Raw genomic sequence first — 18950 nt, 5'->3', positions numbered from 1 at the left:
CGTCACATTCCTCGTCGGGGAGCGTCGGCACGCGCTCCCGGGCCGGCGGCCACCTGCCGCAGATACGGATTGGTGGCGCGCTCCTGGCCGATGGTCGTCTGGGGGCCGTGGCCGGACAGCACCACGGTCGAGTCGTCGAGCGGCAGGCACACGCGGGCCAGCGAGTCGAGCATCTCGGCCATGTCACCGCCGGGCAGGTCGGTGCGTCCGATGGAGCCGGCGAAGAGCAGATCGCCCGAGAAGAACACCGGCGGGACGTCCGCCGACTCGGGCATCCGGAAGGTCACCGACCCCTTGGTATGGCCCGGTGCGTGCGCCACGGCCAGCTCAAGACCGGCCAGTTCGAGCGTCGCCCCGTCCGTCAGCTCCTTGACATCGTCCGGCTCCCCCACGGTCAGCTCACCCATCAGGGGCATGCCGATGGAGCGGCCGAGCGCCTTCTCGGGGTCGCTCATCATGTACCGGTCCTCGGGGTGGATCCAGGCGGGCACGTCGTGCGCGCCGCACACCGGGACGACCGAGGCCACATGGTCGATGTGGCCGTGGGTGAGGACGACGGCGACGGGCTTGAGCCGATGCTTCGTGAGTGCTTCCTCGACTCCTGGGGCGGCCTGGTGGCCCGGGTCGATGATCACGCACTCCTCGCCGGCGGCGGGGGCGACGAGATAACAGTTCGTCCCCCAGGCCCCGGCGGGGAACCCGGCAATGAGCACGATCGTCCTTCGTTGTGTCGATTATGGGCGGCTTCCGCTGTCGTCAGAGCCTACCGGCGCTGCCGTTTCCTCAGCTAACCCATATACGGTACGGGGCTACACGCAGCGGTCGGCTCACAGGACACACGCGTACCGGTCGACACACGACACGCATGAGGAGAGAACCCGGTGGTCAGCCAGGAGCAGCGGCGGCGTCAGCTCGCCCGGGAGAAGTTCTTGCGGCAGCAGCAGCGGCGTACGTCCGCGCGGCGCAAGGCACGGATGCGGAACTCCGTGATCGCGTCGGTACTCGGCGTGGTCGTCATCGGCAGCCTCGCGCTGTACACGACCGGAGTGCTCAAGAACGACGACGACAAGGCCAACGCGAACGCCGAGGTGACGCCCAGCGCCTCGGCGAGCAGCAAGGCCCCCGATCCGTGCGAGAAGGCCGCCAAGGGGTCGGTCGAGAAGCTGAGCTGGAAGAAGGAGCCGGCGATGACGGTCGACAAGTCGGCCGACTACACCATGAAGCTCGCGACGACCTGCGGTGACATCGACGTCGCGCTGAAGACCTCGGCGGCGCCGCACACCGTCAACTCGTTCAACTTCCTCGCCGGCAAGGGCTACTTCGACCACACCAAGTGCCACCGGCTCACCACGAACGGCATCTACGTGCTGCAGTGCGGCGATCCGACGGGCACCGGCAGCGGCGGTCCCGGCTACACGATCCCGGACGAGAACCTGAAGGACAAGAGCCTGAAGAACAACGTGTACCCGGCGGGCACGGTCGCGATGGCGAACACCGGCCAGGCGCACACCGGCGGCAGCCAGTTCTTCCTGGTGTACCAGGACAGCCAGTTGCCGCCCAGCTACACACCGTTCGGCACCATCGACGAGGCAGGATTGAAGGTGCTCAAGAAGATCGCCGACGCCGGCGAGAACACGGGCGCCGGCGACGGTGCTCCGAACGCGACGGTCGTGATCAACAAGGCGACGGTCACGAAGTCCTGACACACATATGACGGCCCACTGCGGAATTTCGGTCGCGCGGGATGCGGACAGGCCACCCGCCGGTCGCCTATGTTGGCCGTGACGAAACTGTGGACGATGCCCGGGGGTGCACAAGCCCTGCGCAGGCATCATGTGGAGGAGGCGCTGTGAGCAGCGACCCGTGGGGCCGCGTCGACGAGACGGGGACCGTGTACGTGCGTACGGCCGACGGCGAGCAGGTCGTCGGTTCCTGGCAGGCCGGCTCCCCCGAGGAGGCGCTGGCCTACTTCGAGCGCAAGTACGAGGGCCTGGTCGTCGAAATCGGCCTCCTCGAAAAGCGAGTCCAGACCACCGACCTGTCGGCGAAGGACGCCCACATCGCGATCGGCCACCTGCGCGAGCAGGTGGACGCGCATCATGCGGTGGGTGACCTCGAATCGCTGCGGGCCCGGCTGGACAAGCTCGTGGCGACGGTGGACGCCCGCCGCGAGGAGCGCAAGGCGCAGCGTGCCAAGCAGACCGACGAGGCCCGCAGGTCCAAGGAGGAGCTGGTCGCCGAGGCCGAGCGGCTGGCGCAGTCCGATCAGTGGCGGGCCGCCGGTGAGCGGCTGCGCGCCCTGGTGGACACCTGGAAGGGCCTGCCGCGGCTCGACCGCAAGTCGGACGACGAGCTGTGGCACCGCTTCTCCCACGCCCGGTCGGCGTTCTCCAAGCGTCGCAAGGCGCACTTCGCGCAGTTGGACGCGCAGCGCGAGGACGCCCGCAAGATCAAGGAGCGGCTGGTCGCCGAGGCCGAGTCGCTGTCCGACTCGACGGACTGGGGTCCGACGGCGGCCCGCTACCGCGAGCTGATGGCGGAGTGGAAGGCCGCGGGCCGCGCCCAGCGCGAGCACGAGGACGACCTGTGGAACCGCTTCCGCGGCGCGCAGGACGTGTTCTTCGCCGCCCGCAGTTCGGTGTTCGCGGAGCGTGACGCCGAGCAGGCGGAGAACCTGAAGCTGAAGGAGGAGCTGGCCGAGGAGGCCGAGAAGCTGCTGCCGATCGGCGACCTCAAGGCCGCCAGGGCCGCCTTCCGTTCGATCAACGAGCGCTGGGAGGCCATCGGCCATGTGCCGCGCGACGCGCGTCCCAGGGTCGAGGGCCGGATGCACACGGTCGACCGGGCGATCCAGGAGGCCGAGGAGGCCGAGTGGCGCCGGACCAACCCGGAGGCACGTGCGCGTGCCGAGGGCCTGACCGGTCAGCTCCAGGCCGCCGTGGACAAGCTGAAGGGCCAGATCGAGCAGGCCCGGGCGCAGGGCAACGCGTCCAGGGCCGAAAAGCTCGAACGGGAGCTGGAGAGCCGCCAGGCGCTCCTCGACCAGGCGCTGAAGGGCCTGCAGGAGTTCGGCGGCTGACGCCACCGCGTCCGCTTCCGCCGTCGCGCGTCGCGTGAGAGGGCCCCGTACAGCCGTACGGGGCCCTCTCACCGTCCGCGGGGCCGCGTCACCTGCTGCGGGCCGAGGTCACCCGGTACACGTCGTAGACGCCCTCCACGCCCCGCACGGCCTTCAGCACGTGCCCGAGGTGTTTCGGGTCGCCCATCTCGAAGGTGAAGCGTGAGGTGGCGACGCGGTCGCGGGAGGTCTGGACGGCCGCGGAGAGGATGTTGACGTGCTGGTCGGACAGGACACGGGTGACGTCCGACAGCAGCCGGGAGCGGTCCAGGGCCTCGACCTGGATGGCGACGAGGAAGACCGAGGACTGGGTGGGTGCCCACTCGACCTCCAGGATCCGCTCGGGCTCGCGCGACAGCGACTCCACGTTGACGCAGTCGCTGCGGTGCACCGAGACGCCGCTGCCGCGCGTGACGAAGCCGATGATCGGGTCGCCGGGCACCGGCGTACAGCAGCGGGCCAGCTTGACCCACACGTCCTCGACGCCCTTGACGACCACACCCGGATCGGCACTGGAGCGGCGCTTGCCCCGGCCGCGCGAGGGCGGCACGCTCTCGTCGATCTCCTCGGTGGCCGCCTCCTCGCCGCCGAGCGCCTGCACCAGTTTCTGCACGACGTTCTGCGCGGAGACGTGTCCCTCGCCGATCGCCGCGTACAGGGCGGAGATGTCCGGGTAGCGCATCTCGTGCGCGAGCGTGACGAGCGAGTCGCCGGTCAGGATCCGCTGGATCGGCAGGTTCTGTTTGCGCATCGCGCGGACGATGGCGTCCTTGCCCTGCTCGATCGCCTCGTCGCGGCGCTCCTTGGAGAACCAGGCGCGGATCTTGTTGCGGGCACGCGGCGACTTGACGAAGCCCAGCCAGTCACGCGAGGGTCCGGCGCCCGGCGCCTTGGAGGTGAAGACCTCCACCAGATCGCCGTTGTCCAGGGTGGATTCGAGCGGTACGAGACGGCCGTTGACCCGCGCTCCTATGGTGCGGTGGCCGACCTCGGTGTGCACCGCGTACGCGAAGTCGACCGGGGTGGCACCGGCGGGCAGCGCGATGACATCGCCCTTGGGTGTGAAGACGAAGACCTCGTTGCGGGACAGGTCGAAGCGCAGCGACTCCAGGAACTCGCCCGGGTCCTCGGTCTCCTTCTGCCAGTCCAGCAACTGCCGCAGCCACGCCATGTCGTTGATGGCGGCGGATTCCTTGCCGGCCTTGCCCGCGGGCTTGGGCACGTCGGTGCGGACCTTGGAGGCGCCGGCGACGGCCTCCTGCTTGTACTTCCAGTGCGCGGCGATGCCGTACTCGGCGCGGCGGTGCATGTCGAAGGTGCGGATCTGCAGTTCGACGGGCTTGCCGTTGGGGCCGATCACCGTCGTGTGCAGCGACTGGTACATGTTGAACTTGGGCATCGCGATGTAGTCCTTGAAGCGCCCCGGAACCGGGTTCCAGCGCGCATGGACGGTGCCCAGCGCCGCATAGCAGTCGCGGACGGTGTCCACCAGGACGCGGATGCCCACCAGGTCGTAGATCTCCGCGAAGTCACGGCCGCGGACGATCATCTTCTGGTAGACGCTGTAGTAGTGCTTGGGCCGGCCGGTGACGGTCGCCTTGATGCGGGCGGCGCGCAGGTCGGCCTGGACCTCGTCGGTCACTATGGCGAGGTACTCGTCCCGCTTGGGCGCGCGCTCGGCGACCAGCCGGACGATCTCGTCGTACATCTTGGGGTAGAGGATGGCGAAGGCCAGGTCCTCCAGCTCCCACTTGATGGTGTTCATGCCCAGCCGGTGGGCGAGCGGCGCGTAGATCTCCAGCGTCTCGCGCGCCTTCTTCTCCTGCTTCTCCCGCTTGAGGTAGCGCATCGTGCGCATGTTGTGCAGGCGGTCGGCGAGCTTGATGACCAGGACGCGCGGGTCCTTGGCCATGGCGACGACCATCTTGCGCACGGTCTCGGCCTGCGCGGCCTCGCCGAACTTGACCTTGTCCAGCTTGGTGACGCCGTCGACGAGGAGGGCCACCACATCGCCGAAGTCGCGGCGGAGGTCGTCCAGGCCGTACTCGGTGTCCTCGACGGTGTCGTGCAGCAGGCCCGCCATCAAGGTGGCCGGGTCCATGCCCAGCTCGGCCAGGATGGTGGTCACGGCGAGCGGATGCGTGATGTACGGGTCGCCGCTCTTGCGCTTCTGACCGCGGTGCCAGCGCTCGGCGACCTGGTAGGCGCGTTCGATCTGGCGCAGGGTGGCGTTCTCGATCTTGGGGTCGTTGCTGCGCACTATCCGCAGCAGCGGCTCCAGGACCGGGTTGTACGGGTTGGCACGCTGCACGCCGAGCCGGGCGAGGCGGGCGCGGACGCGGTTGGAGGAGCCGGAGCGGGCCGGCTGCCCGGTGCCGGGACGGACCGCGGGCGGGGCGGGCTTGGGGCGCACGGGCTGGATCGACTGGTCGACCGGCGCGGACTGGGCGTGCTCGACCGGCCCGCGGGTGTCCTTCTTGGCGGGCAGCGCGGGCTTCGCCGCGGGCGCCGAGGCGGACTCGGGCTTGGCGGCGGTCAGTGGCTGGGCCTCGTCTGGCAAGAGGACTCCTCGTGCGCGATCCGGGTCCCCCGGTCAGGCTCCGGAGACCCCATGGTATCGACTGCGGGCTTCGGCATCGCCTTGAGACCGAAGTGCGGACCGTCTACCCGGGCAACGCAAGAGGCGGGCGCCAGATTCCTCCGGGCCCGCCTCAGCGGTGTCCCACGGGTGTCGCTGGGGTGTCCCGCGGTGTCCGCACGGGTTGCGCGCTGCCGCGCACGCCCCCGGCAGCCGTGCTCAGAGCTGGAGCAGCGCCTCCAGCGGAGCCCCGTCCAGCGCCTGTTCCAGCCGGGCCCGGCCGCCCAGGAAGCCGAGTTCCATCAGCACCGCGACGCCCGCGACCTCGGCGCCCGCCCGCTGGATGAGCTGGATCGCGGCCTGAGCTGTGCCGCCCGTGGCGAGGACGTCGTCGACGATCAGGATGCGGTCGGCCTCGGTCAGGTCCTCGGCGTGCACCTCGATCTCGGCCGAGCCGTACTCCAGGTCGTACGCCTGGCGCAGGGTGGCGCCGGGGAGCTTGCCGGCCTTGCGGACGGGCACGAAACCGAGGCCCGCGCGGACGGCGACCGGGGCGCCCAGGATGAAGCCCCGGGCCTCCAGGCCGACGATCTTGGTGGCGCCGGTGGCACCGGCGACGTCGGCCAGCGCGTCGGTGAGGGCCGTGAACGCCGCCGGGTCCGCCAGGAGCGGGGTGATGTCCTTGAACATCACACCCTGCTCCGGGTAGTCGGCCACGTCGCGGATGCGGCTGAGCAGCAGTTCCTGGATGTCGGTCATCGACGCTTCCCGGAGGGTCGGCCGCGTCCCCGGTTGCGGGAGGCGGGCTGGTTGCGCGGTCCCACCACGGCGGGTGCGGCGTCCTCCGGGTCGCTGTCGGACGCCGGCCGGCCGGCCGCCACGTCCTCCCCGGCCACGGCCTGGGCCCGCTTGGCCTTGACCCGCTTCCTGAGGGCCTTCATCTGCGGCTCGCGTTCCTTGAGGTCGGCGACGAGCGGTGTGGCGATGAAGATCGACGAGTACGCGCCTGCCGCGAGGCCGACGAACAGCGACAGCGAGATGTCGTTGAGCGTGCCGGCGCCGAGGAAGCCGCCGCCGATGAACAGCAGGCCCGCGACCGGCAGCAGCGCGACCACCGTGGTGTTGACGGAGCGGACCAGGGTGCCGTTGATCGACTGGTTGGCGATCTCGCTGTAGGTGAAGCGGGTCTGCTTCGTGATGTCCTTCGTCTGCTCCTTGAGGCTGTCGAAGACGACGACCGTGTCGTACAGCGAGTAACCGAGGATGGTCAGCAGCCCGATGATCGTGCCGGGCGTGACCTCGAAGCCGACCAGGGCGTAGATGCCGGTCGTGATGGTGATGTCGTGGATCAGCGCGACGAGCGCCGCGACGGCCATCCGCCACTCGAAGGCGATCGCCAGGTAGATCACGACGAGCACCATGAAGATCGCCAGGCCCTCCCAGGCCTTGTTGGCGATCTGCTCGCCCCAACTGGGGCCGACCAGGTCGGCGTTGATGGTCTCCGGGTTGACCTTGAAGTCCTGGGCGAGGGCGGACTTGACCTCGTCGGACTTCTGGGTGTCCATGCCCGCGATCTGGATGCGCAGACCGCCGGTGCCGAGCTTCTGCACGACCGCCTCGTGGTCGGCCGCGTCCTTGGCGAACTCCTCGGCCTGCGCCACGGAGACGCTGGTCTTCGGAGTGGTGAAGACGGCACCGCCCTGGAAGTCGATGCCCATGTTCAGGCCGCGCACCGCCAGGCCGACGATGGCCGTGATGGTGATCAGGATCGAGATGCCGTACCAGAGCTTGCGGTGGCCGACGAAGTCGTAGCTGATCTCGCCGCGGTGCAGTCGGGCGCCGAGGTTGCCGAGTTTCGACATCGCTCACGCTTCCTTCGGGTCGACAGAGCCGGCGGCAGGACCGGCGGGACGGCGGGTGCGGCGCAGCGGTGGCTTGGCACCCAGGCTCTTCGGGTCGAGTCCGGACCACTTGTGGCCCTGTGCGAAGAACTTCCGGCGGGCGAGGATGGTCATCAGCGGCTTGGTGAAGAAGAAGACGACGACGACGTCGAGCACGGTGGTCAGACCCAGCGTGAACGCGAAGCCCTGGACCTTGCCGACGGTCACGACGAACAGCACCGCGGCGGCGAGGAACGACACGAAGTCGGAGACCAGGATGGTGCGCCGGGCCCGCGGCCAGCCGCGTTCGACGGCCGGACGCAGCGAGCGTCCCTCGCGGATCTCGTCCCGGACGCGTTCGAAGAACACGATGAACGAGTCCGCCGTGATACCGATCGCGACGATCGCACCGCAGACCGCCGGAAGGTTCAGCGCGAAGCCGATCGTCGGTCCGAGCAGCGACATGAGCACGTAGGTGAGGGCCGCGGAGACCAGCAGCGAGGCGATGGCCACGAGCGACAGGCCGCGGTAGTAGACCACCAGGTAGATGACGACCAGGGCGAGACCGATCGCGCCGGCGAGCAGACCGGCGTGCAGCTGCTCACCGCCGAGCGCGGCGGTCACCGTGGTCACGCTCTGCTCCTTGAAGGACAGCGGGAGCGCGCCGTACGACAGCATGTTGGCGAGGCTCTGGGCCTCTTCCTGGGTGAAGCTGCCGGAGATCTCCGCCTGGCCGCCGGCGATGGACTGGCTGACGTACGGGCTGGAGACGACCTCGCCGTCCAGGACGATGCCGAACTGGTTCTGCGGGGAGGAGTTCTTGGCGAGCTGGCCGGTGATGTCGGCGAACTTCTTCGCTCCGGTGGAGTTGAAGTTCATCTGGACCTGCCAGCCGGCCGCGGTCTGCGTGTCGAAGACCGCCTGCGCCTTCTTGACCTCGGTGCCGTCGACGGCGGCCGGGCCGAGCATGTACTTGTACCAGGCGCCGCTGATCTCGCCGCAGGCCACGGTCGACTCGGACGGCTTGGCCGTCTTCCCGGCGGTGGCCCGGTCGGCCGGCTTGGAGCAGTCCAGCTTGGCGTACTGGTCCTCCAGCTTGCCGCCGGAGGAGCCGGTGCCGCTCGCCGAGGGGCTGGCGGAGTCCGCGCCCGGGGTCGCGGACGGCGTGGCGTCGGCCTTCAGCGCGTCCGTGACGGCCCGTCCCTGGGAGGTCGCGGAGGTCGAGGGCGACGGCGAGGAGGAGGACGCCTTCTCGTCCGCCGACGCGCTGCCCGACGGCGACGGGGAGGCGCTGCCGCCCGCGGAGCCGCTGGGCGAAGGGCTCGGTGAGGCGGCGGCGCCGCTGGGCTCACTGGCCAGGACCGGGCGGAAGTACAGCTTTGCGGTGGTGCCGACCTGCTGGCGGGCCTCTTCGGAGTTGGTGCCCTTGGGGATGTTGACGATGATGTTGCTCGTCCCCTGGGTCTGCACCTCCGCCTCGGAGACACCGAGGCCGTTGACACGGCGGTTCATGATCTCGACCGCGGTGTCCATGTTGGCCTTGTTGATCGCGGACCCCTGGTCGGCCTTCGCCTGGAGCGTGATGCTCGTGCCGCCGGCAAGGTCGATGCCGAGACGCGGGGTGGTGTGCCCGGAGGCGAACATGCCCCCGGTGAGCGCCACGATGGCGATCAGGATGAGGGCCAGCGAGCGCCCCGGCTTGCCCGGGGCGCTCGCGCTCCGGCCCTTCTTAGGTGCTGCCACCTTCTCGTACTCCCTCTCGGGCCGCCCCGCGCCGGATGGGCGCGGCGGCGGCCATGACGTGGTTCGGTACCCCCTGCGAGGAGTACACGCCGTGGGACGCGCGAGCCGGAACCGCGCGCCCCTCGGCGTGTCTACTTCGCTTCGGAGCCGCCGTCGGTCTTCTTCGCCTCGTCGTCCGCCGCCGGCTCCGCGTCCGTCTTCGGCTCCGCGTCCGTCTTCGGCTCGGCGTCCGTCTTCGCGTCGGCGGCCGGCTCCTCGGCCGCGTCCTTCTTGCCGAGGTCGACGGCCTGGTCGGAGGCGGCGTCGGCGGGCCCGTCGTGCTCGGTGAGGGAGGAGGCGTCGTCCGGGACGATGTCGGCGTCGGACTTCAGGTCGTGCTCGATGCCGTGCACGATGCGGTTGTACTCGTCGTCGGTGAGGACGGCGCCGATGGCGTTCTTCGCGAAGAGCAGGTCGACGCCCGGACCGGCGTCGAGGAGGACTGTGTCCTCGTTGACCTCCTTGACCGTCGCGTACATGCCCCCGATCGTGCGGACGCCGGAACCGGGCTGCATCTGGTTCCGCATGTCACTGGCCTGCTGCTGCTTCTTCTTGGCCGAACGCGTCATCAGGAACATGGCCGCGATGAGCACGATGAACGGGAGGAGGGTCAAGGTATTCACGGGACGGGGTTTCCTTCGCACGACCGCGGCGGACAGCGGCCTGGTGGCTGGGGGCGTGGACGGCGCCGCCCACAAGGGCGGCATCGGCGGAGTCTAAGCGAGTCCGCGCGCATGGAACAACGCTCAGCATGGCACCTGGGTTCCTGCCCCGGCCAATGCGCTCGCCGTCACGTCCCGAACAGGTCCTGTTGTCCGTTTCCCGCCGCCGCCGAGCGGGGCGGGGTGAGGCCGAGATGCGCCCATGCGGCGGGCGTGGCGACCCGGCCGCGCGGGGTACGGGCCAGCAGGCCCTCACGGACCAGGAACGGCTCGGCGACCTCCTCGACCGTCTCGCGCTCCTCCCCCACCGCCACGGCCAGCGTGGACAGGCCGACCGGGCCGCCGCCGAACAGCTTCAGCAGGGCCCGCAGGACGGCGCGGTCGAGGCGGTCGAGGCCGCGCGCGTCGACCTCGTAGACGGCGAGGGCCGCTTGGGCGATCTCGCGCGTGATGAGGCCGTCGGCCTTGACCTGCGCGTAGTCCCGGACGCGGCGCAGCAGCCGGTTGGCGATGCGGGGCGTGCCGCGCGAGCGTCCGGCGATCTCGGCGGCGCCCTCGGGCTCGATCTCGACGTCGAGCAGCCGGGCCGAGCGGTGCACGACGCGTTCCAGTTCGGCGGGCTCGTAGAACTCCATGTGGGCGGTGAAGCCGAAGCGGTCGCGCAGCGGGGGCGGCAGCAGGCCCGCGCGCGTGGTGGCGCCCACCAGGGTGAACGGGGGCAGTTCGAGCGGGATGGCGGTGGCGCCGGGGCCCTTGCCGACGATGACGTCGACACGGAAGTCCTCCATCGCCATGTACAGCATCTCCTCGGCGGGCCGGGACATGCGGTGGATCTCGTCGAGGAACAGGACCTCGCCCTCCTGGAGGGAGGAGAGGATCGCGGCGAGGTCGCCGGCGTGCTGGATGGCGGGGCCGCTGGTGATGCGGATCGGGGCGGCCATCTCCGCCGCGATGATCATCGAAAGGGTGGTCTTGCCCAGGCCGGGGGCGCCGGAGAGCAGCACATGGTCGGCGGTGGCGCCACGCGCGCGTGCGGCGCGCAGGACGAGGTCCAGCTGCTCGCGCACCTTCTCCTGGCCGATGAACTCGCCCAGGTCCTTGGGGCGCAGAGCGGCCTCGACGGCCTGGTCCTCGCGGTCGGCGACCGAGCCGACCAGCCGCTCCGCGGCGGGGCCGCCCGGCCCCTCGGAGGCGGGGGTGCCGGTCGTGTCGTCCCAGTTCACTGAGGTCTCCTAGCTGCGGCTCGGGGCGCAGGCGGTCAGCGGGCGCGGTTGAGGGTCTGGAGGGCGGCCTTCAGCAGCTGTCCGACCTGGGGGACGCCGTCGGCCGCCTCGGCCTGCGGGGTCACGGCGGCGACCGCCTCGTCGGCCTCGCGGGTCGCGTACCCGAGGCCGATCAGGGCGGCGTGCAACTGGTCGCGCCAGCCCTGGCTGACCGGGGCGCCGACGGCCGGTGCGCCGACCGGCTCGCCCAGCCGGTCCTTCAGCTCCAGCAGCAGCTTCTGCGCGCCCTTCTTGCCGATGCCGGGGACTGCGACGAGCGCCCTCTCGTCGCCTGTGGCGACCGCCCGGCGCAGCGCGTCCGGAGTGTGCACCGCCAGCATGGCCTGGGCGAGCCGGGGGCCGACGCCGCTGGCGGTCTGGAGCAGTTCGAAGACCTGGCGCTCGTCGTCGTCCACGAAGCCGTACAGGGTCAGCGAGTCCTCGCGCACCACGAGGGAGGTGGCGAGCTTGGCGGGCTGTCCCACGCGCAGCGTGGAGAGCGTGTTCGGCGTGCACTGGACGGCCATGCCGACGCCGCCCACCTCGACGACGGCGGTGTCGGGAGCGAGTGCGGCGACCGTGCCGCTCACGAAGGCGATCATGCCGTACGGCCTTTCGGTGCTTTGGCTGCGTGCAGGGCCACGGCCTGCTGGAGTCGGTTCTGCGCGGGGGCGCGCCAGATGTGGCAGATGGCCAGGGCGAGGGCGTCGGCCGCGTCGGCGGGCTTCGGCGGCGCGTCGAGCCGCAGCAGCCGGGTGACCATGGCGCCGACCTGCGCCTTGTCGGCGCGTCCTGTGCCGGTGACGGCGGCCTTGACCTCGCTGGGGGTGTGCAGGGCGACCGGGATGCCCCGGCGGGCCGCGCAGAGCATGGCGACGGCGCTCGCCTGGGCCGTGCCCATCACGGTGCGCACGTTGTGCTGGCTGAAGACGCGCTCCACGGCGACGTACTCGGGGCAGTGTTCGTCGAGCCAGGTCTCGATGCCCCGCTCCACGGCGACCAGCCGGTGGGCCGGCTCCGCGTCCGCGGGGGTGCGGACGACGCCGACGCCGAGCATCGTCAGCGGGCGCCCCGCGACGCCCTCGACCACCCCGATGCCGCAGCGGGTCAGCCCCGGGTCCACCCCCAGCACGCGCACGCGCCCCTCCCTTCGATCTGCTGTTTGGGCAAGCTTTGTGCAGGCTATCGGCTGCCACCGACAACGCCCCGCAAAGGGACGGGCCGACGGGTGTGTCCCGTCGGCCCATGCGCCCGTGCAGTCCGTGGCGGCGTTACGCGTCGACCTTCTCCATGACCTCGTCGCTGACGTCGAAGTTGGCGAAGACGTTCTGCACGTCGTCGCTGTCCTCCAGTGCGTCGATCAGCTTGAAGATCTTCTTGGCGCCCTCCTCGTCCAGCTCGACCTGCATGGTCGGGACGAAGTTGGCCTCGGCGGAGTCGTAGTCGATCCCGGCGTCCTGGAGGGCGGTGCGGACCGCGACCAGGTCGGTGGCCTCGCTCAGCACCTCGAAGGACTCACCCAGGTCGTTGACCTCCTCGGCGCCCGCGTCCAGGACGGCACCGAGCACGTCGTCCTCGCTCAGCTCGCCCTTGGGGACGATGACGACGCCCTTGCGGTGGAACAGGTACGACACCGAGCCCGGGTCGGCCATGGAGCCGCCGTTGCGGGTCATGGCGACGCGGACGTCGGAGGCGGCGCGGTTGCGGTTGTCGGTGAGGCACTCGATGAGCACCGCGACGCCGTTGGGGCCGTAGCCCTCGTACATGATCGTCTCGTAGTCGGCGCCGCCGGCCTCAAGGCCCGCGCCGCGCTTGACGGCGGAGTCGATGTTCTTGTTCGGTACCGACTGCTTCTTCGCCTTCTGGATGGCGTCGTAGAGAGTCGGGTTGCCCTCCGGGTCGGCGCCGCCCATCCGCGCCGCGACCTCGATGTTCTTGATCAGCTTCGCGAAGAGCTTGCCGCGCTTGGCATCGATCACGGCCTTCTTGTGCTTCGTCGTGGCCCATTTAGAGTGGCCGGACATCTGCCTGTCTCCTTCGCGTAACCCATCTCTGCAACGAACGCCAGAGATCCTACAAGGACTCCGCCGCCCGGTTCGCGTGCACCATGTCGACGAACAGGGCGTGCACGCGGTGGTCGCCGGTCAGTTCCGGGTGGAACGACGTGGCGAGCGCGTTGCCCTGCCGGACCGCGACGATGTGACCCTCGTGTTCGGCCAGCACCTCGGCCGCCGCACCGACGGACTCGACCCAGGGCGCGCGGATGAAAACGCCCTCTACAGGATCGCCCGCGATCCCCGCGACGTCGACCGCCGCCTCGAAGGACTCGTTCTGCCGTCCGAACGCGTTGCGCCGCACGATCATGTCGATCCCGCCGACCGTCTCCTGGCCCGAGCGCGGGTCGAGGATCTTGTCGGCGAGCATGATCATGCCCGCGCAGGTGCCGTAGACGGGCATGCCGTCCCGCACGCGCGCGCGGAGCGGGTCCATCAGGCCGAAGAGCACGGCGAGCTTGGAGATGGTCGTGGACTCACCGCCGGGCAGGACGAGCCCGTCGACGCCGGACAGTTCCTCGGGGCGCCGCACCGGCCTGGCCACGGCGTCGGCCGCGGCCAGGGCGACAAGGTGTTCCCGTACGTCGCCCTGGAGGGCCAGGACGCCGATGACAGGAGTGCTCATGGGTCACCAGCCGCGGTTGGCGTAGCGCTCGGTCTCGGGGAGGGTGTCGCAGTTGATGCCGACCATGGCCTCGCCGAGGTTGCGGGAGGCGTCCGCGATGATCTTCGGGTCGTCGTAGAAGGTGGTGGCCTTCACGATGGCCGCCGCGCGCTTGGCCGGGTCGCCGGACTTGAAGATGCCGGAGCCGACGAAGACGCCCTCGGCGCCGAGCTGGCGCATCAAGGCGGCGTCGGCCGGGGTGGCCACGCCGCCCGCGGAGAACAGCACGACGGGGAGCTTGCCGAGTTCGGCGACCTCCTTGACCAGCTCGTACGGGGCGCGCAGCTCCTTGGCGGCGGCGTACAGCTCGTGCTGGTCGTAGCCGCGCAGCCGGGCGATCTCGTTCTTGATCTGGCGCAGGTGGCGCACGGCCTCGACGACGTTGCCGGTGCCGGCCTCGCCCTTGGAGCGGATCATCGCTGCTCCCTCGGCGATGCGGCGCAGGGCCTCGCCGAGGTTGGTGGCACCGCACACGAACGGCGTGGTGAAGGCCCACTTGTCGGAGTGGTTGACCTCGTCGGCCGGGGTCAGCACCTCGGACTCGTCGATGTAGTCCACGCCGAGGGACTGCAGCACCTGGGCCTCGACGAAGTGGCCGATGCGCGACTTGGCCATCACGGGGATCGACACGGCGTCGATGATGCCCTCGATCATGTCCGGGTCGGACATGCGGGCCACTCCGCCGTCCTTGCGGATGTCGGCCGGGACCCGCTCCAGGGCCATGACGGCGACGGCGCCCGCGTCCTCGGCGATCTTCGCCTGCTCCGGCGTGACGACGTCCATGATCACGCCGCCCTTGAGCTGTTCGGCCATGCCGCGCTTCACGCGGGCGGTGCCGGTCTCGGGGGCCTGGTTGTCGGGAAGCGTGGTGGACACGGGGACCTCACTCGATGCAAGAGGGTTTCTGCCGCACCGAGGAAACGTGAACGGACCAGTCCACAGCAAGGGCCAATGGCAAGCGGGTGGATCGTTTTGCGGCCGGGACCGCGCGCCGGAGCGGGAGCGCTCCGCTGTTGGTGCCGCGCCGTGCGTCGGTCGGCTGCGGCGCCGTCGTGGCTGGTCGCTCCCCCAAGTTCTCGGCTTCGTTCTCGGCTTCGCTCGAACAGGGGGGACCCCCATCGCGGCGGAGCCGCATGTCGATACAGCCTCGCGCCCCGTCGGGGCGCCGCTCAGCCGGCCCTGTCCACCAGGGCGGGTGGCGGTTCGTCGTCCATTTCGAAGGCCGGGGGGAAGGGGGCGTGGCCGGCCAGGCGGAACCAGCGGACCTTGCGGTGCTCGCGCAGCCGGCGGGCCGCGCCCACGGCGTCGTTGTGGAAACGGCGGGCCATCGGCACCCTGCGCACCGCCTCGGTCAGCTCATGGGCCGCCGCCTCGCCGCCGGGCGCCCGGCGGACCTCCTCGACCTGCTGGGGCTCGGCGAAGACGGCGCGCAGCGCCTGGCTCAGCTCGCTCTCGGCGACCTCCCGCTGTTCCTCCTCGGCCTGTCTGGCGGCGTGCGCGGCCTCGTACAGCACCATCGAGGCGGCCGGGTCCAGCACGCCCGAGGTCGCCAACTCCTGGGCCACCGAGGCGCGGCGCAGCAACTGGGCGTCGAGTGCGGCGCGGGCCGCGTCGATCCTGGAGTGCAGTCGGTCGAGGCGGCCGGCCGTCCAGCTCAGGTACAGGCCGACGGCGACCAGGACGACGAGGATCCAGATGAGGGTTGCGGTCACGGCGGGCAAGGCTACCGGTGCGGTCCGCTGGGTTGGCCGGGGTGGGGGCGCGGCTTCTCGCTGGGGTTGCCGGGGGTTGGGGTTGCCGTCACCGGGGGCTGCCGCCCCCGGGCCCCCGCTTCGGCCTGAACGGCCTCGTCCTCAAACGCGGACGGGCTGATCATGACCACCCCCGCCACCACACCCCGCCACGCCCGGCACAAGGACCCGAAGCGCCCCGCCACGCCCGCCAGGGCCGGGAACGCCGCTTCTCGCCGGGTTGCCCAGGTCGGGGTCGCCGTCACCGGGGGCTGCCGCCCCCGGACCCCCGCTCCGGCCTGAACGGCCTCGTCCTCAAACGCCGGACGGGCTGATCACAACCGCCCGCCGCCACACGACCCGGCAGGCTCAGTCGCGGTCGCGGACCAGGCCGAAGCGGGCGCGTAGGCCCGTGGTGCGTTCGTCGGTCGCCACCGCTGCCGCGCCGGTCGTCACCGTCTCGTAGACGGACAGGATGTCCGCTCCGACCGTGGACCAGTCGAAGCGGCGCACGTGGGCGCTGCCGCGCTCGCGCAGTACGGCGCGGCGTGCCGGGTCGGCGAGCAGCCGGACCGCCGCGTCGGCGAGCGCGTCGGCGTCCTCGTTGGCGAACAGTTCCCCGGCCGCGCCCTGGTCCAGGACCTGGGCGAAGGCGTCCAGGTCGGAGGCGAGGACGGGGGCGCCCGCCGACATCGCCTCGACCAGGATGATGCCGAAGCTCTCGCCGCCGGTGTTGGGCGCCACGTACAGGTCGATGCTGCGCAGCAGCCGCGCCTTGTCCGCGTCGCTGATCATGCCCAGGAACTCGACCCGGGAGCGCAGCTCGGCGGGGAGCGTTTCGACGGCCTCCTCCTCGTCGCCGCGCCCGGCCACCAGCAGCCGGGTACCCGGGCGCGCGGCGAGGATCTTCGGCAGGGCCTTCATCAGCACCGGCAGGCCCTTGCGCGGCTCGTCGATCCGGCCGATGAAGCCGATCGTGTCGCCCTGCCACTGCGGCTTCGGTTCGGCGCGGGCGAAGAAGCCGACGTCGACGCCGTTGGGGATGACCACCGCGTCCCCGCCCAGGTGCTCGACCAGCGTGCGCCGGGCGTACTCGCTGACCGCGATGCGCGCGCTGATCTTCTCCAGCGCCGCCTGCAGGATCGAGTACGCGGCGATCATCGCGCGTGAGCGGGGGTTGGAGGTGTGGAAGGTGGCCACGATGGGACCCTGTGCCGCCCAGCAGGTCAGCAGGCCCAGCGACGGCGATGTCGGCTCGTGGATGTGCACCACGTCGAAGGCGCCGTCGTGCAGCCACCGGCGCACCCGGGCGGCCGAGAGGAAACCGAAGTTCAGGCGGGCCACCGAGCCGTTGTAGGGCACGGGCACCGCGCGGCCGGCCGAGACGACGTACGGCGGCAGTGGGGTGTCGTCGTCGGCGGGCGCGAGGACGGAGACCTGGTGGCCGAGGCCGATGAAGTACTCGGCCAGGTCCCGGATGTGGAACTGGACGCCGCCCGGCACGTCCCAGGAGTACGGGCAGACGATGCCGATCCTCACGAGGCTCCCTCCGGCGGGTCCAGATCAGCGAGCCACAGGCGCTGCAGCATGTGCCAGTCCTCCGGATGCTCGGCGATCCCCGAGGCGTAGGCATCGGCCAGCGCCTGTGTCATGACAGACGTCTTCTCGGCCCGCGTACCTGTCTCGGGTACCTCGATCGGGGGATGGACCCGGCCCTGCATCACCGGGGAGTCGTCGTACCAGAGCGTGACGGGCAGGAGCAGCGCGCCCGTCTGCTGGGCGAGCAGCGCCGGGCCCGCGGGCATCCGGGCCGGCTCGCCGAAGAAACCGACCCGCACGCCGGAGGCGGACAGGTCGCGGTCGGCGACCAGGCAGACCAGGCCGCCGTCGCGCAGCCGCCGGGCCAGCGTGCCGAACGCGGAGCCGCCGCTGTGCGGCAGGACCTCCATGCCAAGGCCCTCGCGGTAGGCGACGAAACGGTCGTAGAGCGTCTCCGGCTTCAGGCGTTCGGCGACCGTGGTGAAGGGGGTGCCCAGTGCGGTGGTGACCCAGGCGCCCGCGAGGTCCCAGTTGGCCATGTGCGGCAGCGCGAGGACCACGCCCCGGCCGGCGGCCAGGCCGTCGGTCAGGTGGTGGACGTCCTTGGGGTCGAAACCGTTCCTGATCCGCTCGTGGCTCCAGGCGGGCAGCCGGAAGGACTCCATCCAGTAGCGCAGGTAGGAGCGCATGCCGGCGTGCGACAGCTCGCCGAGGCGCTCGGGACTGGCGTCGGGCAGCACGCGCGCGTAGTTGCTCTCCAGCCGTCGTACGCCCTTGCCGCGCCGCTTCCAGGCGAGGTCGGCCACGGTGCGGCCGAGCCGCACGGCGACCGGCTCGGGGAGCGTCTTGACGGCGCTCCAGCCGAACCCGTACAGGGCGTCGGTCAGGCGCTCCTGAGCGCTCACTTGGCCGCCTCGCTCCCCTGTGACTCGTTGCGGTGGCCCGCCGCCTCGTCCGCCTCGGCGGCCTCCCGGCGGACCGTGACGACGCGCTGGACCAGGGTGACCAGGCTGCCGACGGCGACGATCCACAGGGCGATCGGCAGCAGCCACTGGATGCCCGGCACGCCGAACTTGTGGAAGCCGGCGAGGCCCGCGGCGACCAGCGAGATCACCAGCCGTTCGGCACGCTCGACGAGGCCGTTGACGGCCACCGGGAGCCCGATCGACTCGCCGCGCGCCTTGGTGTACGACACCACCTGGCCGCTGGCCAGGCAGAAGATGGCCACGGCACACAGCACATTGTTGTCGCCGTTGCCCGCGTACCACAGGGCGAAGCCGCCGAAGACGGCGCCGTCCGCGACCCGGTCCAGGGTGGAGTCCAGGAAGGCGCCCCAGCGGCTTGAGCGGCCCAGCTGGCGGGCCATGTTGCCGTCGACCAGGTCGGAGAAGACGAAGAGCGTGATCACGACGGTGCCCCAGAAGAACTCGCCCCTGGGGTAGAGGACCAGTGCGCCCGCGACCACACCGGCCGTGCCGATGAGCGTCACCGTGTCGGGACTGACGCCCCTGCGGATGAGAAACGCGGCGAACGGTGTGAGGACACGCGTGAAGAATGCACGCGCGTACTTGTTCAGCATGGCCTTCCCGACGGTCGGTGTCGCCGCGCGGCCCCTGCTGGCCACGCCGGCTGGCCCATCGTAGCCACGCGCGCGGGTGCCCGACGGCCGGGCACCCGGACC

General features: G+C 70.9%; 18 protein-coding genes. 2 read left to right on the top strand and 16 right to left on the bottom strand.

Annotation, left to right across the window (positions count from 1 at the left end; translation table 11 throughout):
* Positions 1-2: 2 nt before the first annotated feature.
* Positions 3-713, bottom strand: a complete 711-nt coding sequence (locus tag ACIRFL_RS08760; protein ID WP_404025508.1) for an MBL fold metallo-hydrolase — start codon at positions 711-713, stop codon at positions 3-5.
* Between the two features lie 168 nt (positions 714-881).
* Between ACIRFL_RS08760 and ACIRFL_RS08755 the strand changes: the two genes are divergently transcribed.
* Both ACIRFL_RS08755 and ACIRFL_RS08750 read left to right on the top strand, forming a co-directional pair.
* Positions 882-1703: a peptidylprolyl isomerase gene (locus tag ACIRFL_RS08755; protein ID WP_404025505.1), complete on the top strand. Its 822-nt coding sequence runs from the start codon at positions 882-884 to the stop codon at positions 1701-1703.
* A 146-nt stretch (positions 1704-1849) separates the two neighbouring features.
* The gene (locus tag ACIRFL_RS08750) at positions 1850-3079 is read left to right on the top strand and encodes a DUF349 domain-containing protein (RefSeq protein WP_404025502.1); all 1230 of its coding nucleotides are present in this window, start codon (positions 1850-1852) and stop codon (positions 3077-3079) included.
* Between the two features lie 88 nt (positions 3080-3167).
* Here the strand turns inward: ACIRFL_RS08750 and ACIRFL_RS08745 are convergent, their stop codons facing one another.
* From ACIRFL_RS08745 to pgsA, 15 genes are all read right to left on the bottom strand, one after another.
* A complete protein-coding gene (locus tag ACIRFL_RS08745) occupies positions 3168-5678 on the bottom strand; it encodes a RelA/SpoT family protein (protein ID WP_404025500.1) in 2511 nt (836 codons plus the stop codon).
* A gap of 237 nt (positions 5679-5915) precedes the next feature.
* Positions 5916-6455 (bottom strand): adenine phosphoribosyltransferase, encoded by a 540-nt coding sequence (locus ACIRFL_RS08740; protein WP_404025497.1) that lies wholly within the window; start codon positions 6453-6455, stop codon positions 5916-5918.
* Complete coding sequence (secF, locus tag ACIRFL_RS08735; protein ID WP_404025495.1) at positions 6452-7558, bottom strand: protein translocase subunit SecF; 1107 nt, start codon at positions 7556-7558, stop codon at positions 6452-6454. The genes ACIRFL_RS08740 and secF overlap by 4 nt, the downstream gene beginning before the upstream one ends.
* A 3-nt stretch (positions 7559-7561) precedes the next feature.
* Entirely contained in the window at positions 7562-9319 is a 1758-nt protein-coding gene (gene secD, locus ACIRFL_RS08730) for a protein translocase subunit SecD (protein ID WP_404025493.1), read from the bottom strand.
* Positions 9320-9450: 131 nt separating this feature from the next.
* Positions 9451-9981, bottom strand: coding sequence for a preprotein translocase subunit YajC (gene yajC / locus ACIRFL_RS08725; RefSeq protein ID WP_404025491.1), 531 nt, complete (start codon positions 9979-9981; stop codon positions 9451-9453).
* Positions 9982-10148: 167 nt separating this feature from the next.
* Complete coding sequence (gene ruvB / locus ACIRFL_RS08720; protein ID WP_404025489.1) at positions 10149-11243, bottom strand: Holliday junction branch migration DNA helicase RuvB; 1095 nt, start codon at positions 11241-11243, stop codon at positions 10149-10151.
* A gap of 35 nt (positions 11244-11278) precedes the next feature.
* Positions 11279-11884: a Holliday junction branch migration protein RuvA gene (gene ruvA, locus ACIRFL_RS08715; RefSeq protein WP_388706970.1), complete on the bottom strand. Its 606-nt coding sequence runs from the start codon at positions 11882-11884 to the stop codon at positions 11279-11281.
* Positions 11881-12420, bottom strand: a complete 540-nt coding sequence (gene ruvC, locus ACIRFL_RS08710; RefSeq protein ID WP_404025487.1) for a crossover junction endodeoxyribonuclease RuvC — start codon at positions 12418-12420, stop codon at positions 11881-11883. Before ruvC ends, ruvA begins: the two co-directional genes overlap by 4 nt.
* A 133-nt stretch (positions 12421-12553) precedes the next feature.
* Complete coding sequence (locus ACIRFL_RS08705; protein ID WP_388706976.1) at positions 12554-13306, bottom strand: YebC/PmpR family DNA-binding transcriptional regulator; 753 nt, start codon at positions 13304-13306, stop codon at positions 12554-12556.
* Between the two features lie 49 nt (positions 13307-13355).
* Positions 13356-13961, bottom strand: coding sequence for a pyridoxal 5'-phosphate synthase glutaminase subunit PdxT (pdxT, locus tag ACIRFL_RS08700; RefSeq protein ID WP_404025485.1), 606 nt, complete (start codon positions 13959-13961; stop codon positions 13356-13358).
* Between the two features lie 3 nt (positions 13962-13964).
* Positions 13965-14876: a pyridoxal 5'-phosphate synthase lyase subunit PdxS gene (pdxS, locus tag ACIRFL_RS08695; RefSeq protein ID WP_404025483.1), complete on the bottom strand. Its 912-nt coding sequence runs from the start codon at positions 14874-14876 to the stop codon at positions 13965-13967.
* Positions 14877-15169: 293 nt separating this feature from the next.
* Positions 15170-15712 (bottom strand): hypothetical protein, encoded by a 543-nt coding sequence (locus tag ACIRFL_RS08690; RefSeq protein WP_404025481.1) that lies wholly within the window; start codon positions 15710-15712, stop codon positions 15170-15172.
* A gap of 387 nt (positions 15713-16099) precedes the next feature.
* Positions 16100-17269, bottom strand: coding sequence for a glycosyltransferase family 4 protein (locus ACIRFL_RS08685; RefSeq protein ID WP_404025479.1), 1170 nt, complete (start codon positions 17267-17269; stop codon positions 16100-16102).
* Complete coding sequence (locus ACIRFL_RS08680) at positions 17266-18174, bottom strand: phosphatidylinositol mannoside acyltransferase (protein WP_404025476.1); 909 nt, start codon at positions 18172-18174, stop codon at positions 17266-17268. The genes ACIRFL_RS08685 and ACIRFL_RS08680 overlap by 4 nt, the downstream gene beginning before the upstream one ends.
* On the bottom strand, positions 18171-18893 hold the full coding sequence (pgsA, locus tag ACIRFL_RS08675) for a phosphatidylinositol phosphate synthase (RefSeq protein ID WP_404025475.1): 723 nt from the start codon (positions 18891-18893) through the stop codon (positions 18171-18173). The genes ACIRFL_RS08680 and pgsA overlap by 4 nt, the downstream gene beginning before the upstream one ends.
* Between the last annotated feature and the right edge of the window lie 57 nt (positions 18894-18950).

Source organism: Streptomyces sp. NPDC102462 (genome assembly GCF_044765425.1).
Taxonomy (GTDB): Bacteria; Actinomycetota; Actinomycetes; order Streptomycetales; family Streptomycetaceae; genus Streptomyces.
Note: the sequence above shows the minus strand (reverse complement) of the source record. Positions and strands in the feature narration are given on the sequence as shown.

Excerpts from the sequence above, each read along its gene's own strand:
- ACIRFL_RS08740 (WP_404025497.1), bottom strand. The coding sequence starts at position 6,455 with ATGACCGACATCCAGGAACTGCTGCTCAGCCGCATCCGCGACGTGGCC.
- secF (WP_404025495.1), bottom strand. The coding sequence starts at position 7,558 with ATGTCGAAACTCGGCAACCTCGGCGCCCGACTGCACCGCGGCGAGATC.
- ruvA (WP_388706970.1), bottom strand. The coding sequence starts at position 11,884 with ATGATCGCCTTCGTGAGCGGCACGGTCGCCGCACTCGCTCCCGACACC.
- ACIRFL_RS08705 (WP_388706976.1), bottom strand. The coding sequence starts at position 13,306 with ATGTCCGGCCACTCTAAATGGGCCACGACGAAGCACAAGAAGGCCGTG.
- pdxT (WP_404025485.1), bottom strand. The coding sequence starts at position 13,961 with ATGAGCACTCCTGTCATCGGCGTCCTGGCCCTCCAGGGCGACGTACGG.